24 protein-coding genes are annotated in these 21400 nt (G+C 56.5%); 10 read left to right on the forward strand and 14 right to left on the reverse strand.

Annotated elements, in window-relative coordinates:
- Window positions 1-26: 26 nt before the first annotated feature.
- From ACR0L3_RS16085 to ACR0L3_RS16110, 6 genes are all read left to right on the forward strand, one after another.
- Window positions 27-590, forward strand: coding sequence for a helix-turn-helix domain-containing protein (locus ACR0L3_RS16085; protein WP_480746773.1), 564 nt, complete (start codon window positions 27-29; stop codon window positions 588-590).
- A gap of 109 nt (window positions 591-699) precedes the next feature.
- Window positions 700-1884 carry a glycine C-acetyltransferase gene (locus tag ACR0L3_RS16090; protein ID WP_480746774.1) on the forward strand — a complete coding sequence of 395 codons (1185 nt, stop codon included), beginning with the start codon at window positions 700-702 and terminating at the stop codon, window positions 1882-1884.
- A gap of 14 nt (window positions 1885-1898) precedes the next feature.
- Window positions 1899-2927: an L-threonine 3-dehydrogenase gene (gene tdh, locus ACR0L3_RS16095; protein ID WP_480746867.1), complete on the forward strand. Its 1029-nt coding sequence runs from the start codon at window positions 1899-1901 to the stop codon at window positions 2925-2927.
- A gap of 63 nt (window positions 2928-2990) precedes the next feature.
- Window positions 2991-3872 carry a tryptophan 2,3-dioxygenase gene (locus ACR0L3_RS16100; RefSeq protein ID WP_480746775.1) on the forward strand — a complete coding sequence of 294 codons (882 nt, stop codon included), beginning with the start codon at window positions 2991-2993 and terminating at the stop codon, window positions 3870-3872.
- Between the two features lie 3 nt (window positions 3873-3875).
- Window positions 3876-4703 (forward strand): alpha/beta hydrolase, encoded by an 828-nt coding sequence (locus ACR0L3_RS16105; protein WP_480746776.1) that lies wholly within the window; start codon window positions 3876-3878, stop codon window positions 4701-4703.
- Window positions 4704-5028: 325 nt separating this feature from the next.
- A complete protein-coding gene (locus ACR0L3_RS16110; protein WP_480746777.1) occupies window positions 5029-5493 on the forward strand; it encodes a phosphate-starvation-inducible PsiE family protein in 465 nt (154 codons plus the stop codon).
- Window positions 5494-5745: 252 nt separating this feature from the next.
- Here the strand turns inward: ACR0L3_RS16110 and infB are convergent, their stop codons facing one another.
- The 6 genes from infB to pip all read right to left on the reverse strand — a co-directional run bounded on the left by infB (window position 5746) and on the right by pip (window position 13028).
- Entirely contained in the window at window positions 5746-8226 is a 2481-nt protein-coding gene (gene infB / locus ACR0L3_RS16115) for a translation initiation factor IF-2 (RefSeq protein WP_480746778.1), read from the reverse strand.
- Between the two features lie 8 nt (window positions 8227-8234).
- Window positions 8235-8858 carry an RNA-binding protein gene (locus tag ACR0L3_RS16120; RefSeq protein WP_480746779.1) on the reverse strand — a complete coding sequence of 208 codons (624 nt, stop codon included), beginning with the start codon at window positions 8856-8858 and terminating at the stop codon, window positions 8235-8237.
- Between the two features lie 23 nt (window positions 8859-8881).
- Complete coding sequence (gene nusA, locus ACR0L3_RS16125; protein ID WP_480746780.1) at window positions 8882-10495, reverse strand: transcription termination factor NusA; 1614 nt, start codon at window positions 10493-10495, stop codon at window positions 8882-8884.
- Window positions 10495-11085 carry a ribosome maturation factor RimP gene (rimP, locus tag ACR0L3_RS16130; protein ID WP_480746782.1) on the reverse strand — a complete coding sequence of 197 codons (591 nt, stop codon included), beginning with the start codon at window positions 11083-11085 and terminating at the stop codon, window positions 10495-10497. The genes nusA and rimP overlap by 1 nt, the downstream gene beginning before the upstream one ends.
- A 147-nt stretch (window positions 11086-11232) precedes the next feature.
- A complete protein-coding gene (locus ACR0L3_RS16135) occupies window positions 11233-12054 on the reverse strand; it encodes an ABC transporter substrate-binding protein (RefSeq protein ID WP_480746783.1) in 822 nt (273 codons plus the stop codon).
- Window positions 12051-13028: a prolyl aminopeptidase gene (gene pip / locus ACR0L3_RS16140; RefSeq protein WP_480746784.1), complete on the reverse strand. Its 978-nt coding sequence runs from the start codon at window positions 13026-13028 to the stop codon at window positions 12051-12053. Before pip ends, ACR0L3_RS16135 begins: the two co-directional genes overlap by 4 nt.
- A 48-nt stretch (window positions 13029-13076) precedes the next feature.
- Here pip and ubiG point away from each other — a divergent pair, with 48 nt between their 5' ends.
- Complete coding sequence (gene ubiG, locus ACR0L3_RS16145) at window positions 13077-13841, forward strand: bifunctional 2-polyprenyl-6-hydroxyphenol methylase/3-demethylubiquinol 3-O-methyltransferase UbiG (RefSeq protein WP_480746785.1); 765 nt, start codon at window positions 13077-13079, stop codon at window positions 13839-13841.
- Window positions 13842-14222: 381 nt separating this feature from the next.
- Here the strand turns inward: ubiG and ACR0L3_RS16150 are convergent, their stop codons facing one another.
- The 4 genes from ACR0L3_RS16150 to ACR0L3_RS16165 are packed head-to-tail and all read right to left on the reverse strand — an operon-like array spanning window position 14223 to window position 16531.
- On the reverse strand, window positions 14223-14663 hold the full coding sequence (locus ACR0L3_RS16150) for a MarR family winged helix-turn-helix transcriptional regulator (RefSeq protein ID WP_480746786.1): 441 nt from the start codon (window positions 14661-14663) through the stop codon (window positions 14223-14225).
- A gap of 14 nt (window positions 14664-14677) precedes the next feature.
- Complete coding sequence (locus tag ACR0L3_RS16155) at window positions 14678-15508, reverse strand: carbon-nitrogen hydrolase family protein (RefSeq protein ID WP_480746787.1); 831 nt, start codon at window positions 15506-15508, stop codon at window positions 14678-14680.
- A complete protein-coding gene (gene grxC, locus ACR0L3_RS16160; protein WP_480746788.1) occupies window positions 15508-15765 on the reverse strand; it encodes a glutaredoxin 3 in 258 nt (85 codons plus the stop codon). The genes ACR0L3_RS16155 and grxC overlap by 1 nt, the downstream gene beginning before the upstream one ends.
- Window positions 15766-15802: 37 nt before the next feature.
- On the reverse strand, window positions 15803-16531 hold the full coding sequence (locus ACR0L3_RS16165; protein ID WP_480746789.1) for a ComF family protein: 729 nt from the start codon (window positions 16529-16531) through the stop codon (window positions 15803-15805).
- Window positions 16532-16547: 16 nt separating this feature from the next.
- Between ACR0L3_RS16165 and ACR0L3_RS16170 the strand changes: the two genes are divergently transcribed.
- Both ACR0L3_RS16170 and hemH read left to right on the forward strand, forming a co-directional pair.
- Window positions 16548-17378 carry a methyltransferase domain-containing protein gene (locus ACR0L3_RS16170; protein WP_480746790.1) on the forward strand — a complete coding sequence of 277 codons (831 nt, stop codon included), beginning with the start codon at window positions 16548-16550 and terminating at the stop codon, window positions 17376-17378.
- 56 nt (window positions 17379-17434) lie between these two features.
- On the forward strand, window positions 17435-18484 hold the full coding sequence (gene hemH, locus ACR0L3_RS16175) for a ferrochelatase (protein ID WP_480746791.1): 1050 nt from the start codon (window positions 17435-17437) through the stop codon (window positions 18482-18484).
- A 75-nt stretch (window positions 18485-18559) separates the two neighbouring features.
- On the opposite strand, the gene ACR0L3_RS16180 is transcribed toward hemH, so the two are convergent.
- Window positions 18560-18742 (reverse strand): hypothetical protein, encoded by a 183-nt coding sequence (locus ACR0L3_RS16180; RefSeq protein ID WP_010442520.1) that lies wholly within the window; start codon window positions 18740-18742, stop codon window positions 18560-18562.
- Window positions 18743-18882: 140 nt separating this feature from the next.
- Window positions 18883-19482: a L,D-transpeptidase gene (locus tag ACR0L3_RS16185; RefSeq protein WP_480746792.1), complete on the reverse strand. Its 600-nt coding sequence runs from the start codon at window positions 19480-19482 to the stop codon at window positions 18883-18885.
- 170 nt (window positions 19483-19652) lie between these two features.
- On the opposite strand from ACR0L3_RS16185, the gene dalA reads away from it, so the two are divergent.
- Complete coding sequence (gene dalA, locus ACR0L3_RS16190; protein WP_480746793.1) at window positions 19653-20168, forward strand: divisome-associated lipoprotein DalA; 516 nt, start codon at window positions 19653-19655, stop codon at window positions 20166-20168.
- Between the two features lie 67 nt (window positions 20169-20235).
- On the opposite strand, the gene ACR0L3_RS16195 is transcribed toward dalA, so the two are convergent.
- Window positions 20236-20700 carry a PTS sugar transporter subunit IIA gene (locus ACR0L3_RS16195; RefSeq protein WP_480746794.1) on the reverse strand — a complete coding sequence of 155 codons (465 nt, stop codon included), beginning with the start codon at window positions 20698-20700 and terminating at the stop codon, window positions 20236-20238.
- Between the two features lie 61 nt (window positions 20701-20761).
- Window positions 20762-21325, reverse strand: a complete 564-nt coding sequence (gene hpf / locus ACR0L3_RS16200) for a ribosome hibernation-promoting factor, HPF/YfiA family (protein ID WP_480746795.1) — start codon at window positions 21323-21325, stop codon at window positions 20762-20764.
- Window positions 21326-21400 lie beyond the last annotated feature (75 nt).

The following is a 21400-nucleotide window of genomic DNA, read 5'->3' on the forward strand; positions in this document are numbered from 1 at the left end:
ACCTGCAAGGCGCATGAGATTCCGTCATGACGGAAAAAACTGACGATATCCTGACACGCCTGCCTGCCCGCCTGAAAGAGGCGCGCCGCGCCAAAGGCCTGTCACTTGAAGCCGTGGCCAATCTTAGCGGTGTGTCCCGCTCGATGGTCAGCCAGATCGAACGAGGTGAAAGCAGCCCTACCATCTCGACCCTGTGGAACCTGACCCGAGCACTACAGGTGGATTTCGCTGGCCTGCTGGAAGAGGTCAACACCACGGATCAAGTCGAAGTACTGCGCAACGCAGAAGTGCCCAGCATCGACAACATGGGCCAAAACTGTCGGATCCGAATCCTGTCCCCGCCTGAAGAGGCTGGTGGGCACGAGGTTTACGATATCGAGTTTGATGCAGACGGCGCCTTGACCAGCCAACCCCACGCGCGTGGTGCGCGAGAACAACTGACCGTGCTGGAAGGCGCGGTGCGCGTTACCTCAGGTACAGCGACGCGCGACCTACAACAGGGGGATACGGCACGTTACGCAGCTGATGTTGCGCACTCGATTGTCGCTGTCGGCCCAGCCCGCGTGTTCTTGATCGTCAAGCACGCCTAAAATCGCGAAATTCCATTTTTACGGATTCTTGTCTTAAATATTGTAATTCCCCCATTTGGGAACTACATCCGTTATGTTAGATATGCGACTCACATAAACGGAGACCGCCATGGCAGACGCATTCCTGTCCCACGTTACGGACACCCTCGCGCAGATCGAATCCGAGGGATTGTATAAGCGCGAACGAATGATCACCTCGCCGCAGGGCGGTGAGATAAAGGTGGGCGACAAACAGGTAATCAACCTGTGCGCTAACAACTATCTGGGCCTAGCCGACCACCCTGCCCTGATCGACGCGGCTAAGGCAGCGATGGAGCCCAAGGGCTTTGGCATGGCTTCGGTCCGATTCATCTGCGGCACCCAGGACATTCACCGCGAGTTAGAGCAAAAACTGGCGCAGTTCCTGAACAAGGACGATGCGATCCTGTTCGCCGCCTGTTTCGATGCGAATGGTGGGCTCTTTGAGCCTTTGTTAGGGCCTGAAGACGCCATCATCTCAGACAGCCTGAACCACGCCTCGATCATCGACGGGGTGCGGCTGTGCAAGGCCAAACGCTATCGCTATCTGAACAATGATATGGACGACCTCGAAGCCCGGCTAAAGCAGGCGCGCGAAGACGGGGCGCGGCATCTTATGATCGCGACAGACGGCGTGTTTTCGATGGATGGCTACCTGGCCAACCTGCCGAAAATACGGGAGTTGGCCGACAAACACGACGCCATCGTCATGGTAGATGACTGCCATGCCACCGGCTTCATGGGCCCCAACGGCGCAGGCACGCCGGATCACTTCGATGTCGACATAGATATTCTGACGGGAACTTTGGGCAAAGCTCTTGGCGGGGGAATCGGCGGTTACATCGCAGGGCCACAGCCGGTGATTGACCTGCTACGACAGCGGGCACGGCCTTATCTATTCTCAAACTCGCTGCCGCCGTCCATCGTCGCGGCTGGTCTGGAAGCGATCCGACTGGTCGAAGAAGGCGAAATGCTCCGCGCCCAATTGTTCGGCAACGCCAAATATTGGCGCGCGGGGTTGGAAAAGCTGGGATTCAATCTGCTGCCGGGCGAACACCCGATCATTCCCGTGATGCTGGGTGACGCCACATTGGCGCAAGATATGGCCGCTAAGCTGTTTGACGAAGGTGTCTATGTCTCGGGCTTCTTCTTCCCTGTCGTCCCACGTGGACAGGCACGGATCAGAACGCAGATGAATGCGGCCCTGACCAAGGATGAACTGGACCGGGCTTTGGCAGCCTTTGGAAAAGTCGGCAAGGAATTGGGAGTGATATGATGCGACCCAACACGATGAAAGCCTTAGAGAAAAGCAAACCCGAAGAAGGCCTGTGGATGGTGCAGGCTCCGGTACCCGAAATCGGCCCAGAAGAAGTTCTGATCAAGGTCAACAAGACCGGTATTTGCGGGACAGATATCCATATCTGGAATTGGGATGAGTGGGCTGCAGCTACGGTTCCGATCCCGATGATAACAGGCCACGAATTCGCTGGTGAGATCGTCGAGATCGGTCGCAACGTGACTGGTTTGGATATCGGTCAACGCTGTTCAGGCGAAGGCCACCTGATCGGCACTGACAGCCGCCAAAGCCGTGCAGGCAAATTTCACTTGGACCCCGGCACACGAGGCATCGGGGTGAACGAACAGGGCGCCTTTGCACAGTACCTGAAATTGCCTGCCTTCAACGTGGTCCCCTTGCCCGATGACGTGCCGGATGAAATCGGCGCTATTCTCGACCCACTTGGCAATGCCGTCCACACGGCTCTGAGTTTCGACTTATTGGGAGAAGATGTTCTGATCACCGGCGCTGGCCCCATCGGCATCATGGCCGCCGCCGTCGCACGCCATGCAGGTGCGCGGCATGTGGTGATCACCGATATAAACCCGGATCGCCTGAAACTGGCAGAGCATGTGGTGCCGACCTTGCGCACTGTTGATGTGTCCAAGGAAGACCTGCAGGACGTCATCACCGAATTGGGCATGAAAGAAGGTTTCGACGTGGGGCTTGAGATGTCCGGCTCGCAAATCGCATTGGATCAGATGGTCGAGGCACTGGTGATGGGCGGCAAGATCGCTTTGCTAGGCATTCCGCCCGGAAAGTCTCCGGTTGATTGGTCACGGATCGTGTTCAAAGCAATCAGCATCAAGGGTGTCTACGGTCGCGAGATGTTTGAGACCTGGTACAAGATGATCGCCATGCTACAGAACGGTCTGGACGTCAGCCGCGTGATCACCCACGAGATGAAAGTCGACGACTTTGCCGAAGGGTTTGCTGCGATGAAATCCGGCCGATCAGGAAAAGTAGTGCTGGACTGGGCCTGACGTTCTGGCCTTGCGCGTGATCTGCCCCTAAACAAGGGGGAACTCAGGCGTTTGGAGGAGCAAATGGGCGACAAGGATGAGCGCTTTTTGGAACGCGGAATCGAGGACTCTTTGGTCACCGATTTCGCCCAAACCCATCGCAAGAGCTATGGAGATTTCCTGCAGCTCAAGACTCTGCTGAACCTGCAAAAGACCTTTCAAGACCCAGCGCAGCCTGATGAGATGCTGTTCATCATCATCCATCAGGTCAGTGAGTTGTGGTTAAAGCTGATGCACCATCAGCTGGTCGAAACGCGCCACTTTCTGCAACAAGACGCGTTCGGCCCGGCGATGAAGAACCTCGACCGGGTGAAGGCGATACAGCGACAACTGATCTCGGCCTGGGAAACGTTGCTGACTATGACACCTGCGGACTACATGACCTTTCGCGACGCGTTGGGCAGTTCATCTGGCTTCCAGAGCTATGGCTATCGTCAGATCGAATTCATTCTGGGAAACAAAGACGCTTCGACTTTGAAAGTCCACGAACATGATCCAGAAGTCATGGAATTTCTGGCCGCAGCGCTAACCAAGCCATCGCTGTACGACGAGGTTCTTTTCATGCTGGCCCGTCAAGGGTTTGACGTGCCGCAGGATCTACTGGATCGCGACTATGCGCAGCCCTATTCCGGTGATCCCCGCATAGTAGAAGTCTGGGTACAGGTGTATCGCGACACGGATCGGTATTGGGATTTGTATGCGCTGGCGGAAAAGCTGATGGACGTAGAGTCCTTATTCCAGCGTTGGCGCTTCGATCATGTCACTGCGGTCGAGCGTGTGATCGGAAACCAACCTGGCACCGGTGGGTCCAGCGGCGTGGCCTTTCTGCGCAAAGCCTTGGATTTGCGGTTCTTTCATGATCTCTACGATGTGCGCACTGCGCTAATGTATACCGAGCAGGAGTAAGCAATGCTGTACAGAGGGTTCTCTCAGGAAGAGCTGGATCAGGAATATTCACCCCGCTCGATGATCGGTGGTGATCTGACGCCGTACCTCGACAGCTATGCCGCGCTCAGCGCGCAGCACAGGGCGCAGATGGAGGTGATCGGCAACGTCTCCTATGGTGACGGAAGAGCTCAGGTTCTGGATTTTTTTCCTGCCAAAGGCACTGGCGCGCCACTGCATGTCTTTATTCATGGCGGATATTGGCAGGCGCTTAGCCAGCGCGAGTCGGCAATGATGGCCCCGGCGTTGATTGAGGCCGAACACTCGTTTGCAACGCTTAACTACACGCTCGCCCCGGATGCCCGCATCGGAGACATGATCAATGAATGCCGTGACGCCTTGCTGTGGATGGCCGCCAACGCGCCTGATCTGGGATTTGACCCGTCACGGATAACCCTGTCTGGTCACAGTGCCGGGGCGCAACTGGCGGCTATGGTTATGGCAACCTCAGCCGATGCGCTGGCTCGCGCGGGGCTTCGAGTGCGCGATGTGATCCTGATCAGTGGCGTGTACGATCTTGAACCTATTCGTCTGACCCCTGTTAACGATCCGCTTCAACTGACCCCGGTCGAGGTGCACGATCTGTCACCCATCCTGCATCTGCCTGCCCCTGGTCCGCGCTATCACGTGGCAGTTGCCGAGCGCGATACGCCTGAGTTTGTCCGACAAAGTCGGGATTACGCAGAATTGCTGCGCAAGGCCGGGCATTCGGTCAGTTTTGATCTGAAAAAGGGAATGCAGCATTTCGATATCATCATGCACCCGGGGACGTTTTTACCGACATCTCGGTAATTAATTATATTGGGATTCCAACTGGTTTGGTCCTTGCCAGAAAAAACAACAAGAACCGCGTGTCTGTGGCAGAGCCAAGTATATTCGGGTAAAAGTCAAAGCTGATGCCGAACTTTTATGAAAAAGGGTGCCTTACTGGGTTCTATTCTTATGAAACCGGCGCAGCACGAGTTCCGTTTCGTGACCACCAGGTCGCTTTAACGAGCAAAAGATCAGCCTAGAAAACTACATCCATTTTGTGAGAGGATTCCGTCTAAGCCGTAGCGGGCGATGCAACTGAATGAAATGTCTCACGCTGCGAACGAGTTTGGAATTGGAGATCACAGTGAGTGGCGACGATAATAAACCCATCCCAGTACATGTGGAGCTAGACCCCCATCACGAAGATGGTATCGTTCGATGGTGTAACCGCATGATCCGCCACGGTGTTAGAGCATTATCAGTGCTTATGCTAGGCATCATTCTTCTGGCCATCATAGACGCGGGTTTCACAACTTATCAGAAATTGCTGGAACCGCCTGTTTACATCTTGGAGGTCAGTGACCTTCTCACGGTTTTCAGTGCCGTTTTGGTCGTTCTCATAGCGATAGAAATCTATACAAACATCACTCTTTATTTGACCGCTGATGTCATCCACATCAAGCTTGTTGTCGCGACAGCCTTGATGGCGGTGGCTCGAAAAATCATAACATTGGATGACAAAAGCTTGGAACCTCAGTACTTTCTTGGTTACGCAGCCATCGGCCTAGCTTTGGGCGTAACATACTGGCTTATAGAGAGAAAACCGTAACCCAAATTACCCGTTCACCTCCAATACTCCGCCTAATCTGTTTGCAATGCCCTAGTGCCCAGATTTAGGAACGGCGACGCTCTCCTCTGAGCAGAGAATAAATTAGATTCAATTCGTGCTCAGATCAGAATTGCAAGACACCCGGTACGGGTCAGACACAGAAACCTGGGACAAATAACGAAGGTAATCAGCGTTTCAAAAAAAACAGCGGCCCGATTGAACCGCTGTTTTCTATTTCTCTACAGAACCGGATCAGTCTAGCGTCCGCGTGACCTCTTCACGCTCGAAGATTTCGATCACGTCGCCCTGACGGATATCGTCGTAGTTTTCGAACGCCATACCGCATTCCTGACCCGACTGAACCTCGGCCACTTCGTCTTTGAAGCGTTTCAGTGTCTTCAGCGTACCTTCGTGGATCACCACGTTGTCGCGCAGCAGACGGACGCCTGCGGAACGACGCGCAACGCCTTCGGTGACCAGACAGCCGGCAACCTTGCCAACACCTGTGACCTTGAAGACTTCGCGGATCTCGGCGTAACCGATGAACTTCTCGCGGATTTCGGCGCTCAGCAGACCAGATGCGGCGGCTTTCACGTCATCAACAAGGTCATAGATCACCGAGTAATAGCGGATCTCGACACCCTTCTGGTTCGCGGTGTTCCGCGCCGACGCGTTGGCACGAACGTTGAACCCGAAAATCGGCGCGCCAGAGGCTTCAGCCAGACCCACATCCGTTTCGGTGATAGCACCAACACCCGAGTGCAGAACGCGCACACGCACCTCGTCGTTGCCGATTTTTTCCATCGCCTGAACGATAGCTTCAGCTGAACCCTGCACGTCTGCTTTCATCAGAATTGGCAGTTCGGTGACATTTTCGTCTTCCTTGGCCTTCTGCATAAGCTGTTCAAGGGTGGTCGCAGCACCAGCGGCGGCGCGTTTGTCCTTGGCCGCCTGTTCGCGGTAAGCCGCGATCTCACGCGCCTGCGCTTCGGTCTCGGTAACGTTCAGAACGTCACCAGCCTCAGGCGTACCGTTGAGACCCAGAACTTCGACGGGAACTGAGGGACCAGCCTCTTTGACACGATCACCCTTATCATTGATCAGCGCGCGGACTTTACCGTACTGCTCACCCACAACGAAGATGTCACCCTGATGCAGCGTACCGTTCTGAACCAGAACGGTGGCTACGGGTCCGCGACCAACATCCAGCTGCGCCTCAATCACGGCACCTTGAGCGGCGCGATTCGGGTTTGCTTTCAGTTCCAGAATCTCGGCTTGCAGCGCGATGGCTTCAAGTAGTTCATCCAAGCCCTGACCGGTGATGGCGGACACTTCGACGTCCTGAACCTCACCCGACATTTTCTCAACGATCACTTCGTGTTGAAGCAGATCAGTACGGACTTTGTCCGGGTTTGCATCCGGTTTGTCGACCTTGTTGATCGCCACGATCATCGGCACTCCGGCCGCTTTGGCATGGTTGATCGCCTCAATCGTCTGCGGCATTACCGCGTCATCCGCAGCAACCACCAGAACCACGATATCCGTGACCTGAGCACCGCGAGAGCGCATCGAGGTAAACGCCGCGTGGCCGGGCGTATCCAAGAAAGTCAGCGTAGTGCCGCCATCGGTTTTGACCTGATAGGCACCGATATGCTGGGTAATGCCACCGGCTTCGCCTGCCACGACGCGCGCGTCGCGGATTGCATCCAACAGCGAAGTCTTACCATGGTCAACGTGACCCATGATGGTAATGACCGGAGGACGCGGCTGCAGGTCTTCTTCCTTGTCTTCAACTTCTTTGATGACGTCTTCGACGTCCGAATCAGAGACGCGGGTGACCTTGTGGCCGAATTCTTCGATGATCAGTTCGGCGGTATCGGCATCGATGGTCTGGTTCTGCGTGACCATCATACCCATCTGCATCAGTGATTTGACCACGTCAGCCACGCGCTCGGCCATACGGTTGGCCAGCTCGGACACCGTGATTGCCTCGGGCAGCTGCACGTCGCGAATTACCTTTTCCCGCTCGACCGGGCCGCCCATGGCTTTTTGACGCGCACGCTCTTGCTTGCGCTTCATCGACGCCATCGAGCGCTGACGGTTGCCCTCGCCACCGGTGGCCTGACCCAGTGTCAGCTTGCCGGAACGACGGTTATCATCACGACCCTTGCCGCGGCCACGTTGTTCGCGCTCACGATCCTGCTTGCGCGGAGTCGCCGCGGGTGCGGGCTTATTAGCCGGGGCGCGGGCGGCTTTGGGTTCTTCAGGTGCCGGGGCCGGGGCAGCTGCAGCGCGTTTGGCGGCTTCTTCCGCCTCAATACGCTTACGCTCTTCCTCTTCGGCCTTCTGGCGCGCACGTTCTTCCGCCTCACGCTGTTCGCGTTCTTTGGCTTCCTGTTCCGCGCGGCGGCGGGCGCGTTCTTCTTCACGCGCCTTTTCGGCTGCCTCACGGGCGGCGGCCTCTTCGGCCTCACGCGCTTTGGCGGCCTGTAGCGCCTTCATCCGACGGGCCATTTCCGCGTCAGAGATACCTGCAGGGCGGCGCGACGGATCACCCGACGGCGTTGCTCCGCCACCCGGTTTGCCAGCACCCGGCTTGGGAACCACCACGCGTTTGCGTTTGGTTTCCACCACGACATTCTTGGTACGTCCGTGGCTGAAACTCTGTTTCACATTTCCGGGGCGTGCCCCGCCACGAAGACCCAATGTCTTTTTGCCGTCATTATCGCTCATAAAGCTTCTTACCCTTCCGCGCGGCCCCTGCCGCCGTCATCCGTTTCGCGCAAGCCACGCAGGCGCTGCGCTTCCTCTACAACACGTTTGGCGAGTCCGCCAGAGGCCAGAGCCGCATGAATCACGGTTTGGCGCCCAAATGCCGCCCCTAGCTCATCCGCCGTCAGCCAGCCGATGTATTTTCCGAAGTGCGGCGTGCTGAGTTTCGACTTGCCGCGCCCCGACCCATCTACTGCCTGAAGCAGCACCTGGGCCTCTTCTCGGTCCAGCCACGTCTTGACCTTTTCATACCCGGCAACCGCGTCACCGGACTTACGCGCCAGGCTCAGCAATTCAACCACCCGTCGCGCAACTTGTTTTTCAACTTCGTCACTCAGGTCTTGCGGTGCAGTTACCTGCGCTTTGAACCCGCGCGCGAACAGCTTTTTACCCACGGCCTTGTCCAGCGCAGCCCGGTCCGCCGCCACATAGACCCCGCGCCCCGGCAGTTTTGCCGCGACATCCGGATAGACCTGACCGTCTGGCCCCGTCACAAAGCGGATCAACCCGTACTTGGGTTGAACCTCGCCAGTGGCGATGCACTTGCGCTCAGGTCCTTCGGACCGATCCTTATGGACGCCACCGCGACCCATGTGCGAACCCCGAGGCCCTGAGATCAGGCCTCGGCCTCCTCTTCAGCAACTTCGCCGTCGTCTTCGGCTTGCTCCAGCTCGGCCGGATCAACCCAGCCCAGCATGATACGCGCGGTCATGACCAAATCCTGCGCCTCTTCCAGCGACACACCGAAAGGCTCAAGCACACCGTCATCCTTGATACGCTCACCGTCGACCGTGGTCCAACCGCCCGCCAGTTCCCAGTCGGCGCAGGTGGCAAAGTCTTCCAACGTTTTCACGTCGTCCTTTGCCAATGCCTCTACCATCTGGGGTGTCAGGCCTTCGAATTCAATAAGACTGTCCTCAGCGCCCAGCGCACGGGCTGCATCCAGCGCCGCCTTGGCCTGCGCTTCCAGGAATTCACGGGCACGGGTCTGAAGTTCTTGCGCGGTGCCTTCGTCCACGCCGTCGATGACCAGCAGTTCGTCAATCTCGACGTAGGCGACTTCTTCCAGGTTGGTGAACCCTTCGGAAACCAGCAACTGAGCGAAGAATTCGTCCAGATCCAAGCTGTCCATAAACAGCTGGGTACGGGCTTCGAACTCTTTCTGACGGCGCGCCGATTCCTCGGCTTCGGTCATGATGTCGATGTCCAGACCAGTCAGTTGGCTTGCCAGACGCACGTTTTGACCACGGCGACCGATGGCCAATGATAGTTGCTCCTCGGGAACAACAACTTCAATCTTGCCAGCTTCTTCGTCCAGAACAACCTTGGAAACTTCAGCAGGCTGAAGCGCGTTCACAAGGAAAGTAGGCTGATCTTCGTTCCACGGAATGATGTCGATCTTTTCACCCTGCAGCTCGTTCACAACGGCCTGAACACGGCTACCGCGCATACCAACGCAGGCGCCGACAGGGTCGATCGAACTGTCATACGAGATCACGGCGATCTTGGCGCGCGAACCGGGATCGCGGGCCACGGCCTTGACCTCGATGATGCCATCATAGATTTCCGGCACTTCCATCTTGAACAGTTCGGCCATGAATTCCGGTGCAGTGCGCGATAGGAAAATCTGGTGGCCACGCGCTTCGCGGCGGACTTCCTTGATGTAGGCGCGCACGCGGTCATTCGGGCGATAGCTTTCGCGACCGATCTTGTCATTGCGGCGCAGAACGGCCTCGGCTCCGCCCAGATCGACTATGACATTGCCGAATTCTTCGCGCTTGACGGCGCCGTTGATGATGGTGCCTGCTCGATCCTTGAATTCTTCGTACTGACGATCACGCTCGGCTTCGCGGACCTTCTGCAGGATGACCTGCTTGGCGGATTGCGCCGCGATACGGCCCATTTCAACCGGCGGCACTTCTTCGACAAAGACGTCGCCAACTTCGGGCGATTCCATGTACTGCTTGGCCTGCTCGACCGTCATTTCGGCCTGATAGTTTTCCAGCTCGTCATCTTCGACCACGGTGCGGACCCGAGTGAACGTCGCCTTGCCTGTCTTGCGGTCGATGCTGACGCGGATGTCCATCTCGGCGCCGTAACGGCTCTTGGCGGCACGGGCGAGCGACTCCTCCATCGCTTCGACAACCAGACCGGGGTCGATCATCTTTTCGCGGGCCACGGCCTCGGCGGTCTGTAGCAGCTCCAGCTGGTTGGCTGAGGTGATTGCCATCAGTTCGTCTCCTCTTCGGACCCTTCGGTCTCAATCTCGTCGAAAGCGTTTTCGTTCACAGCACCGGCGTCTTTGCGCTGGCGCAGCATTTCCTTTATCAGGTCATCGGTCAGGACCAGCTTGGCATCGCTCAACCAGTCGAATTGCAGACCAATAGTGATCGTCTCAGACCCTTCAGGGATGTTGATCAGTACCTCATCCCCTTCGACCCCGGCCAATTCCCCCTTAAAGCGGCGGCGGCCGTCGATCAGCTCGGCGGTCTCGATCTTCGCCTCATACCCTTCGAAGGTCTCAAAGTCTTTGAGACGGGTCAGAGGGCGGTCAATACCGGGGCTGGATACCTCCAGCGTATAGGCGTCAAGGATCGGGTCCTCGACATCCAGCGTCGCGCTGACCGCGTTTGAGATTTCAGCGCAGTCATCCACTTCGATGCCGCCATTTGGCTTATCGGCCATGATCTGCAGAGTCGTCTCTTTACCGCTCATCAGGCGGATGCGGACCAATTCATACCCCAGATCCTCAATCACGGGGGTGATGATCTCGGCCAATCGCCGATCAATCGCCGCTTTGGCTATCAGGTCGTTTGTCATTAGGTTCTCTACCCTTCGTCCGGGCACAAAAAAACGGGCGCGCGGCCCGTCGATCTTTTCCGGTGGAGCCCCGGACCGAAGCCCGACACGCCGCTGTTGGAACTGCATATACGCAGGAGTTACCGAGTCTGCAACCCCCAGCGAGAATTACGTCTGCCACCACCGTTCGGCGATGCGACCGTCATCCAGAGCACGACCCGCCCCGATCTGGCGCGGCATCCCGACATGCGTGGCTACAGCCAGCGCTAAATTGGCTTCATCAGGGTGAAAACGTAGCCCGCGCTGACCCACCAGATCATCGCGCGCGGGCAATACCGCAACGTCCACATATCCATCGCGCAACGCCTCGGCACGCACATGGGCGTCAGGAATAACGATGATTTCCACCGCATCCACCCAGCCTGCAGTACCAGCCTTGTAATGATCCACAACTTTGCGCCCCAAAAAGTGACGCTCATCCTCGGCCCGTTCAACACGATAGCATCCGGTGCCATTGGCAACGTGCAAAGGCGTCACACTCTGCCCGTCGCGCGCAATGACAAAGCGGCTATCCGCCAGAAGGAAGGGCAAACCGGGATTGGCCTCGGCCAATTCCAATTGGACCGAACTGGGCGACAAGGCTTCGGCACGGCCCACTTCATCCAGAACGGCGACTACGTCGGCAACATCTAACGCCGCGCCATCGTGAAAATGTACATCTTCACGCAAATCAAACTGCCAAATCCGGGCCTCTGCTTCTGTACGCCAACCCGTCGCCAGCTCAGCGCGCAATGTGCCATCAGGCGCAATCTCGGTCAGCGTATCGAACACGGCCCCGCGCGCCAACTGCTCCAAACTGTCATCACGTGGTACCGCCAAACGCAGTGTGCCGCCCTCTTTGGGCGTATCCGCCAAAGATGCCCCTGTGGCCGCCAGCAAGGCAGCAGCAGCACCCGAGGCAAATAGTGCGCGGCGGTCAATCCGGGTCATGCTCCCCCCTCGGCCACACGATCCATGATGCGGACCAGCTCGGCACTGATACCGGGTTCAGACAAGGCGTGACCGGCGTTGCGTACCATCTTCAATTCGGCATTTGGCCAGCGTTGGGCCAGGTTCCAGGCCGCTTGTGGCGGACAGATCATATCATACCGGCCCTGCACGATATGGCCGGGGATATGCGCGATCTTATCCATCTGGTTCAAAATCTGACCGTCTTTCTCAATGAAAGCACCGTTGATGAAATAGTGATTCTCCAGCCGCGCAAAGGCACGGGCATATTCGCCGGGGCTTTCCCCGGCGCCGCCTTGCGCGTGCATCGAAGCCAAGGAATTCTCCCAGGCAGACCATGCTCGCGCGAACAGGATTTCTGTTGCGCGATCCCCCGAGAACAAGCGCTTGTTAAAGGCCCCAATCGTGTCGGACAATTCGTTCTCGGTCAGCAAGGCAGTGAACTTCGCCCATTGCTCGGGCCAGAACTTGCCAGCACCACCGCCATAGAACCAATCCAGTTCGGCCTGAGTAGCCAGAAACACGCCACGCAGCACCAGACGGTTCACACGATCCGGGTGGGCCTGCGCATAGATCAACGCCAGAGTTGCGCCCCAGCTACCGCCAAAAACGGTCCAATCATCAATATCGAGCAGCGTGCGCAACCGCTCGATATCAGCCACCAGATGCCATGTTGTGTTGTCCGTAACCGACGCATGGGGCCGTGAACGACCACATCCGCGCTGATCGAACAGAATCACCCTGTACACGGTTGGATCGAAATACCGCCGCATCGCCGGACTGCATCCGCCACCAGGTCCCCCATGCAACACGACGACAGGCTTCCCTTTGGGATTACCGCATTGTTCCATATAGATACGGTGCCCATCGCCCACATCCACCATCCGCTGATCGAATGGATCGATCGGCGGGTAAAGATATTGCACTGCGCGCTTTTGGTCCGGGTACTTGTCCATTATGGCCCTATATAGTCCTTAAACGTAAAAGAGCATACGGAGACAGGAATGCAAGCGCATCCGAACACTGTGGACCCATCCGAGATCGCAAAATTCGAAGCGATGGCCGCGGAATGGTGGGACCCGCACGGGAAATTCAAACCCCTGCACATGCTGAATCCGTGTCGTTTGGACTATATCACACAACAGATTGCGGGCGAATTTGACCGTGATCTGACGGCCACGCGCCCGTTCGAGGGGCTTCGTTTGCTGGACATCGGCTGCGGCGGCGGGCTGCTGAGCGAACCCATGGCGCGCCTTGGGGCAGATGTTGTCGGGGCTGACGCTGCCGCGGGAAACCTGCCCGTCGCACGCATACACGCGGAACAATCGGGGCTTGAGATCGACTATCGCCACACCACTGCCGAGGACATGGCCGCCGCAGGCGAGCAATTCGACGTGGTGCTGAACATGGAGGTGGTCGAGCACGTAGCCGACCCGCTGTCCTACCTGACCGCCACGCAGCAGCTGTTAAAACCCGGCGGGCTGGAGATTTGCTCCACAATCAACCGCAACCCAAAATCCTATGCAATGGCCATCTTCGGGGCCGAGGTCGTCATGCGCTGGCTGCCCCGCGGCACGCATGAGTGGAACAAATTCATCACCCCCGATGAGCTGTTCGACCTGCTGCGCCAGGCCGGGCTTGAGCCGGTGGACCGCAAAGGGTTTGTGTTCAACCCGATCCTGTGGAGCTGGTCGATCTCGGATCGGGATTTGAGCGTGAATTATGTGACGGCAAGTGTGAAGCCGGGTGAAACTTCAACAAAAACATAAAAATGATAAGTACTTGGATAAAAAAATGGTATCTGCCTCTCTATGATCGAAGTCCATTTTTTGGAAGCTTGTTCGGCATTGCGTGTGTGTTTTTGATCTTAACAGCAATCGGCTTGTTCATGCTTGCAATGGAAGAGATCGCCGGAATTCCTACACTACTCGCTGGGTTGGTAGTTGCACCCTTGTTAATCGTATTAATGAAACCTTTGATAATGGTCGTTTCTTTAGCCACCGAATTCTTATGGAAAACGTTTGGGATTTATACTTTTCTGAGAATTGAAGGACGCCCTATTCGAAGCAGCTATGAGCCTTCGGAATAGTAAACTTTAATAAGGGCAAGCTACCAGTAATATAATCCTGTCAGGACAGAGCTTTTAGCCCCTACTCACCCTCAAGCTGCAACCGCAAATCCCGCAGTACGGGCAGGGTGCTGCGGACCCGCTCCAGCCCCAACTCTCCGACCACGCGGTTGATCAGCGGCGCGATGGAGCAAATTGCTTGATCGCGCGCCCTGCGACCGGCGGGGCTGATGGCGACCATCTTGCGGCGGGCGTCGTCCCAGTCTGGACGGATATGAATGTAGCCTGCCCATTCCAGCTTGGCCAAAGTGTTGGTCATTGCCCCGCGTGTAACGTGAAATGTGTTGGCCAGTTGCGCGGGGCTGCGTTCCCCTCCCACGAACACCAGATGGTTCAGCACCGAGAAATGCGATATTTCCATGCCCTTGGGCAGCACCCGGCTAAGCCGGTTACGCAATAGCTGATCTGCGGTCAGGATCTCGCTGAACAGCGTGACCGCAAGGGCATTGTTTTCGTCACTCATGGTCCGGTTCTGGCTCATGGCCCGTCAAAGATACGGACGTGGTGCAGTGAGGGCACCCGTCGGCGCGCCTCTGTCACAGAACTATCATCCAAATCGAAAAAGTGAATGCCCGGATCGGTACCTGCGTCGATGACGACCTCTCCCCAAGGGGCCACAACCATGCTGTGACCATGGGTAAAACGCGTTTTTCCACGCGTTTTCGGGTGTTCGCCGGTCTGTGCTGGTGCCAAAACCCAGCAGCCGTTTTCAATTGCCCGCGCGCGCAGCAGTGATTCCCAGTGCGCCGCGCCAGTCACCGGCGAAAACGCTGCCGGAACAGTGAGTATTCGCGCTCCGGTCTGCGCCAAAGCCGCATAGAGATGCGGAAAGCGAATATCATAGCAGATGGTCAGTCCAACCTTGCCGAAATCAGTCTCGGCCAGAACGGCCTTGTCGCCGGGGCGGTAATTCTTCGATTCGCGGAAAGTTTCGGACTCGGTGACCTGCACGTCAAACATATGAATCTTGTCATAGCGGGCCACGATCTGCCCCTGCGGATCTATCATGAAAGATCGGTTGGCGAACCGGCCGTCGGCGTCATGCGTCTTGATCGCCAACGAACCGATCAGCAACCAAACGCCCAGCGCTTTGGCCTGCCCGCGCAGGCCTGCCAGAGTTTGGTCATCTTCTTCGTGCTGCAAGACCTCGCGCTGCCTTGTCGTGCTGGTCGAAACGCAGTTCGTGACTTCGGGCGTCAGAATAAATCGCGCGCCTTGAGCCGCTGCCTCGGCCATCATGGCACGTACAGTTACCAGGTTTTCAGCCGGGTCGTCCGACGAGGTGAGTTGCAGCAGCGCGGATTTCATCACGCCGCAAGCAGGTGGTCCAGCTTTCCCTGACGGTCCAGCTCGTACAGGTCATCACATCCGCCAACATGGGTTTCGCCGATGAATATCTGCGGCACGGTGCGTTTGCCACCGGCACGATTGATCATCTCAGGCTTGCGTTTGGGGTGCATCAGCACGTCGACTTCTTTAAATTCAACGCCTTTCTGCTTCAGCAAACGCTTGGCTGCGTGGCAAAAGCCGCAGAGCGGCGAGGTGTAGATTTCTACCGGTTTCATATTCCGTACCTTTGGAGTTCGCACAATCTTGAGCGAACTAAGCATCCTTGGCAACGCGCGCCAGAGCCAACACGAAAATATGATTTGCCCCTGCGGCAAGGCAGACACGCGCACACGCCGCCAATGTCGCGCCAGAGGTCATGACGTCATCCACCAAGAGAATGTCTTTTCCTTTGATAAGATGTAGACGCTTGGGATGGGGTGTAATGGCTTCGTTCAGGATGTCGGCGCGCTCTTTCGCCGTCTTCCCATCCAATACTGGCGTCCGCATACGGCGAACTAGAAGGTCAGGACAAACGTCTAGACCCGTTGCCCGTCCAAGGTGCTGAGCCAGCAAGGCCGATTGATTGTATCGCCGCTTCAGTAACCGTGACCAATGCAAAGGGACTGGGGCGATCAGCATATCATCACGAAACAAGTGCTGCCCTGCATACGCCATCCATTGGGCCGCAGGCTTTGCAAGCTCTGGCCTGTCGCCGTGTTTCAGAGCAAGAATCAACCTGCGCGCCTGCCCGTCATACAGTAACGCTGATCGTCCATCTTGCCATGGGCGGGGCGTTTTGATGCAGTCGTCACATTCTATCCGATGGCCATCTGCCTGACCGGGAAGGGGCACACCACAGCTTTCACAAACCAATCCACCGATAAACGGCGTATCGCGCCAGCAAGATCCACATAGGCCAAAATCCGCTTCGGTCAGTTGCCCGCATCCAATACAACGAGGGGGATAGATTAGCTGAACAGCGGTTTGAATCCGCCGCCACATGCGATAGTTCCGCCCTATGAAACTGCCTGACTCCAACGCACCCTCTCTGTTCGACCGCCCGGCTTTGGCCAAGCACCGCGCCCGCGCGAAACGGGAGGCGCTGTTCCTGCATAACGCCGCAGTGGACGAGGTGCAGGATCGGCTTTCTATGGTTAATAAAAGCTTTACGGCCCCAGCGATCGTAACGCCGTTTGCACACATCTGGGGGGATGTGCTGCCCGAGGCTAAGATCGTCGCTGATGACGAGGTTCTGGCCCTAATGCCCCAAACACATGATCTGGTAATCCATGCCATGGCCTTGCATTGGGCCAATGATCCTGTCGGGCAGTTGATCCAATGTCACCGCGCCCTTCAGCCTGATGGCTTGCTACTGGTGGTGTGTCTAGGTGGCGAAACCCTGCACGAATTGCGCGCCGCTTTGGGACAGGCAGAGATTGAGGTGACCGGCGGTCTAAGCCCACGCATCGCTCCGATGGCGGAACTGCGCGATCTGGGTAGTTTGCTGCAACGGGCAGGTCTTGCGCTGCCCGTTGCCGATACGGCGCGCCTGACGGCGGAATATCGCGACTTGACCCACCTAATGCATGACCTGCGCGCGATGGGGGAGACCAATAACCTGACAGGTCGTATGAAGCGCCCCACCCAACGGCAAGTCTTTGCACGTGCGCAGCAGGTTTATGCCGAACATTTCTCAAACCCTCAGGGGCGCCTCACGGCCACCTATGAATTGATCTGCCTGACCGGATGGTCCCCCGATGACAGCCAACAAAAACCCCTACGCCCTGGTTCAGCCAAAACGCGCCTCGCCGACGCATTAGGCACAAAAGAAGGCAAACTACCCGATTGACGACCGGTCTTTTACGGTTATCTCAAGCCCGTACATAGAAATTCAGGAAGTTCGAAATGTTTGATGCCACTCGTCCCGATCATGCACCCGCGGACCATCCCAAGGTCAAAATGGGCCGAGTCGGCATCCTGATAGCCAATCTGGGCACGCCTGACGACTACAGCTATTGGCCGATGCGTCGCTACTTGAATGAATTTCTGTCTGATCAGCGCGTGATCGACTATCCCAAATGGAAGTGGCAGCCGATCCTGCAGGGGATCATACTAACCAAACGCCCTTTTAGTTCGGGCGAGGCTTACAAGTCGATCTGGAACCACGACAAAGGCGAAAGCCCACTGATGACGATCACCAAAGACCAAACCGCCAAGCTGCGAGAAACTATGCAGACGCGCTATGGCGATCAGGTGATGGTCGATTTCTGCATGCGCTACGGTAACCCGTCGACCAAGTCCAAAGTGCGCGAAATGGCGGCCGCGGGCTGTGACCGCATCCTGTTCTTCCCGCTCTATCCACAATACGCCGGCGCGACGACCGCCACCGCAAATGACCAGTTTTTCCGCGCCTTGATGGAAGAGGCGTGGCAACCGGCCTCTCGCACCGTCCCCGCCTATTTCGACGAACCCGCCTATATCGACGCTTTGGCCGGTTCGGTGGAAAAAGCTTATGCGGAATTAGAGGCCAAGCCCGACATTCTGGTCTGCTCTTATCACGGGATGCCAGAACGGTATCTGCAACAAGGCGATCCATACCATTGCCATTGCGCCAAGACCTCTCGCCTATTGAAAGAGCGGCTCGGCTGGTCGGATGATCAGCTTGTGTCCACCTTCCAATCCCGATTCGGGCCGGAGGAGTGGTTGAAACCCTACACGGTGGATCACGTGGCTGAGCTGGCAATACAGGGCAAGAAGAATATCGCTGTTATCGCGCCAGCGTTTTCCGCCGATTGCATCGAAACGCTGGAAGAGATCAACGAAGAGATCAAGGAAAGTTTCGAAGAAGCAGGTGGTGAGACCTTCACCTATATCCCCTGCCTCAATGACGATGATTCGCATATCGCCGCACTGAGCAAGGTTATCGAAGACAATCTGAAGGGCTGGCTGGACTAATCCACACTGGCTGTCCGGCATGAAAAAAGGCGGTGGAGCGATCCACCGCCTTTTCTCTAGATGACGGTCGTCAAATTAGCTTGCTGCAACAGCTGCGGCAACTACGACCAGCAGGATCAGCGGCAGGATGATGCCCTGCGACGAACCTTGAGTTTCCTCAACAACAACCGGTGCTTCAACAACCGGCTCTTCCAGGTTGCCAGCATAGGCGGTCGAAGCAGCAGCTGTCAGTGCAGCGGCGAGAACGAGTTTTTTCATATTAACCTCCAGAATTTGCACGGCTCCAAACAGCGAAACCGCGCACCCAAGACTTACCTCGTAACTTTTTAATAATCAGCTATGCGACTGGAATGCAATTGGAACTTGCGCCGCAAGCGGGTTCGTGCGCGGAAATGTCGTCAAATTAGCAACACTTGCGTGCCTACGTTTGCCATTGAAAACAATTCAGCAATATCCTCATTGAACAGGCCAATGCATCCGTTCGACGATCTGCGGCCAATTTTGCGCGTATCGTGGGTTCCGTGAATGCGGTAGTATTTCCAGCTCAGATATAAAGCGTGTGTTCCCAGTGGGTTATCCGGACCGGGCGGAATATAGTCCGGCCATTCAGGATTACGCTTTTTCATCGACGGAGTTGGTGACCAACTCGGTCCCTCGACCTTGCGGATCACGCTGGTGCGACCACGGCGGGTGAGTTCCTCGGTCAGCGGCACGGAAGAAGGATAAAGTTTATAGACGCTTTGGTCATCGGACCAGTAATGCAACGCGCGCGACACGGTATCGACCAGAATGGCGCCGTTTCTGGTGTTCGAGAAATAGGGCTGCCAATCCAGTGCCCGAAAGCCCGAGACGTTACGGCGCACCTGAGGCTCTGGCTCTGGCGCTGGACGCAATGGATCCCCTGGAATGTATTGGGCAATCGCGGGTGAGGCCAGCGCAGCGGAAGCACCGGCAAGAAATCCCCGACGTGTAGACTTGTGAATCTGTTTCTTGACCATGGCGAACGGTCCTTTGCTAAGGCAAATCTAAAAATTTGAACGCATTCTATTGCTAGAATGCTTCAGTCGCAAATCAAACCGGCAGAATCATGCGAAACAGGGCCACTGTGCGTTTGCCCAAGCCGCCCTGTCGCGCTATGCCGTAGGATAACTCAATCATCAGGTCTGTCATGACGCGTATTCTATCTTTACTCATTGCCTGCTTTTTCGCGCTGGCTGCATGTACCCCAAGCAGTACCCCAACCTACGGAGCGGACGGACGCCCCCTGCCAACGGTCTATAAAATCCGAGGCAACCCTGAAAAACTGCAGTTCCGCATGTTGGATTCGGTCAACGCGTTGCGCCAAGCGCAGGGATTGCAATCGGTTCAGTTGAACGCGCAGCTTAACGCCGCCGCAGCCACACACTCCAAGGACATGGCGCGCCAGAACCGCCCGTGGCATTTTGGATCTGATGGGTCTTCACCGATCGACCGTGCAGCCCGTGTTGGGTATTTCGGTACATTCCTGGGCGAAGCCATTTCCGAAACATACGAAACCGAAACCGAGACGCTGGCCGCCTGGATGCAGGAACCCGGCCCACGGGCTGTGATCATGGATCCTAAAGCGACACAAATGGGCTTTGCCTGGCATCAGGAAGGTGGAGGCAAAATCTGGTGGACGCTGGAAATGGGTGCCGGTGGGTAATCGCTAACCCATTCGAAAACAAAAAAAGCCCCCGCTTTCACGGGGGCTTTTTTGCATCTAAGACGGTCTATGCCGCTTGCATAGACTGCGCTTCGGTCAGAATCGCATAAAGCTTTACCGGATCCGGGTTTGCCCGCAGTTTTGTGCAAACCGCGGTGTCGCGCAGCGTGCGAGATACCAGCGCAAGAGCTTTCAGGTGATCAACCCCGGCTTCTTCCGGCGCAAACAGGGCAAAGGCGATATCAACCGGTTGACGGTCGACAGACCCGAAATCTATCGGCTTTTCCAGCATGACAAACACACCTGAAACGTATTCCAGCTCGGCCATTCGCGCATGCGGCAATGCAACGCCATGTCCAACACCCGTCGGCCCCAAGCTTTCCCGCTCAAGCAGCCCATCAACAACTATCTGAGCGTCGAGGCCCAAAGTAGTCTCAGCCACGTCTGCGACTTCCTGAAACAAACGCTTCTTACTGGAAGCGGCGGACAGTACGCGAACTGCTTCGGGCTTCAAGATGCTCGAAAGCTCCATGATCATGCTCCATGGCAACGTCCCCGCGTGAGCGGGGGCCTGCCTTTGCTATTCTTGCCTGTTACGGATCAATCCAGCCGATGTTACCGTCTTCCCGACGGTACACGACATTCAACCCGTCCTTGTTTTCATTCCGGAACACCAGCACCGGGGCGCCAGCCAATTCCATCTGCATAACGGCCTCACCAACACTCAGCGATGGGATCTTGGTTTCCATCTCAGCCACAATCATAGGCTGAAGAGACTCTGGTTCAGTTGCCGAATCGGATTCGTCAGAGGCGAGGATATAAGACGACGCCCCAAAGAGTTCAACAGGCTCAGATCGATCCTTGTGATGGTCCTTCAGCCGCCGCTTATACCGACGAAGCTGGGTTTCCATCTTGTCGCAGCAACCTTCGAAGGCCGCATAGATTTCGGTTGCGTGAGCTTTGGCCTGTGCCGTCAAGCCGGTAGAAAGATGCACTGTGGTTTCGCATACATATTCATGCGCTGAACGGGAAAAGACGACGTTGGCATCTGTCGGACGCTGGGCATACTTGCCCACAACTTCGCCCAATTCGGTCTGCACGTGAGTTTGCAGCGCCGCACCGATGTCGATCTGTTTTCCGCTGATTTGGTAACGCATGTGATCTCCTTCGCATTTCACACCCATATTGACGTTACGTTGCGCAACGCACGTGTTTTTATCAGGTGGGGGATA

The sequence above is a fragment of the Ruegeria sp. CK1 genome (assembly GCF_056536545.1).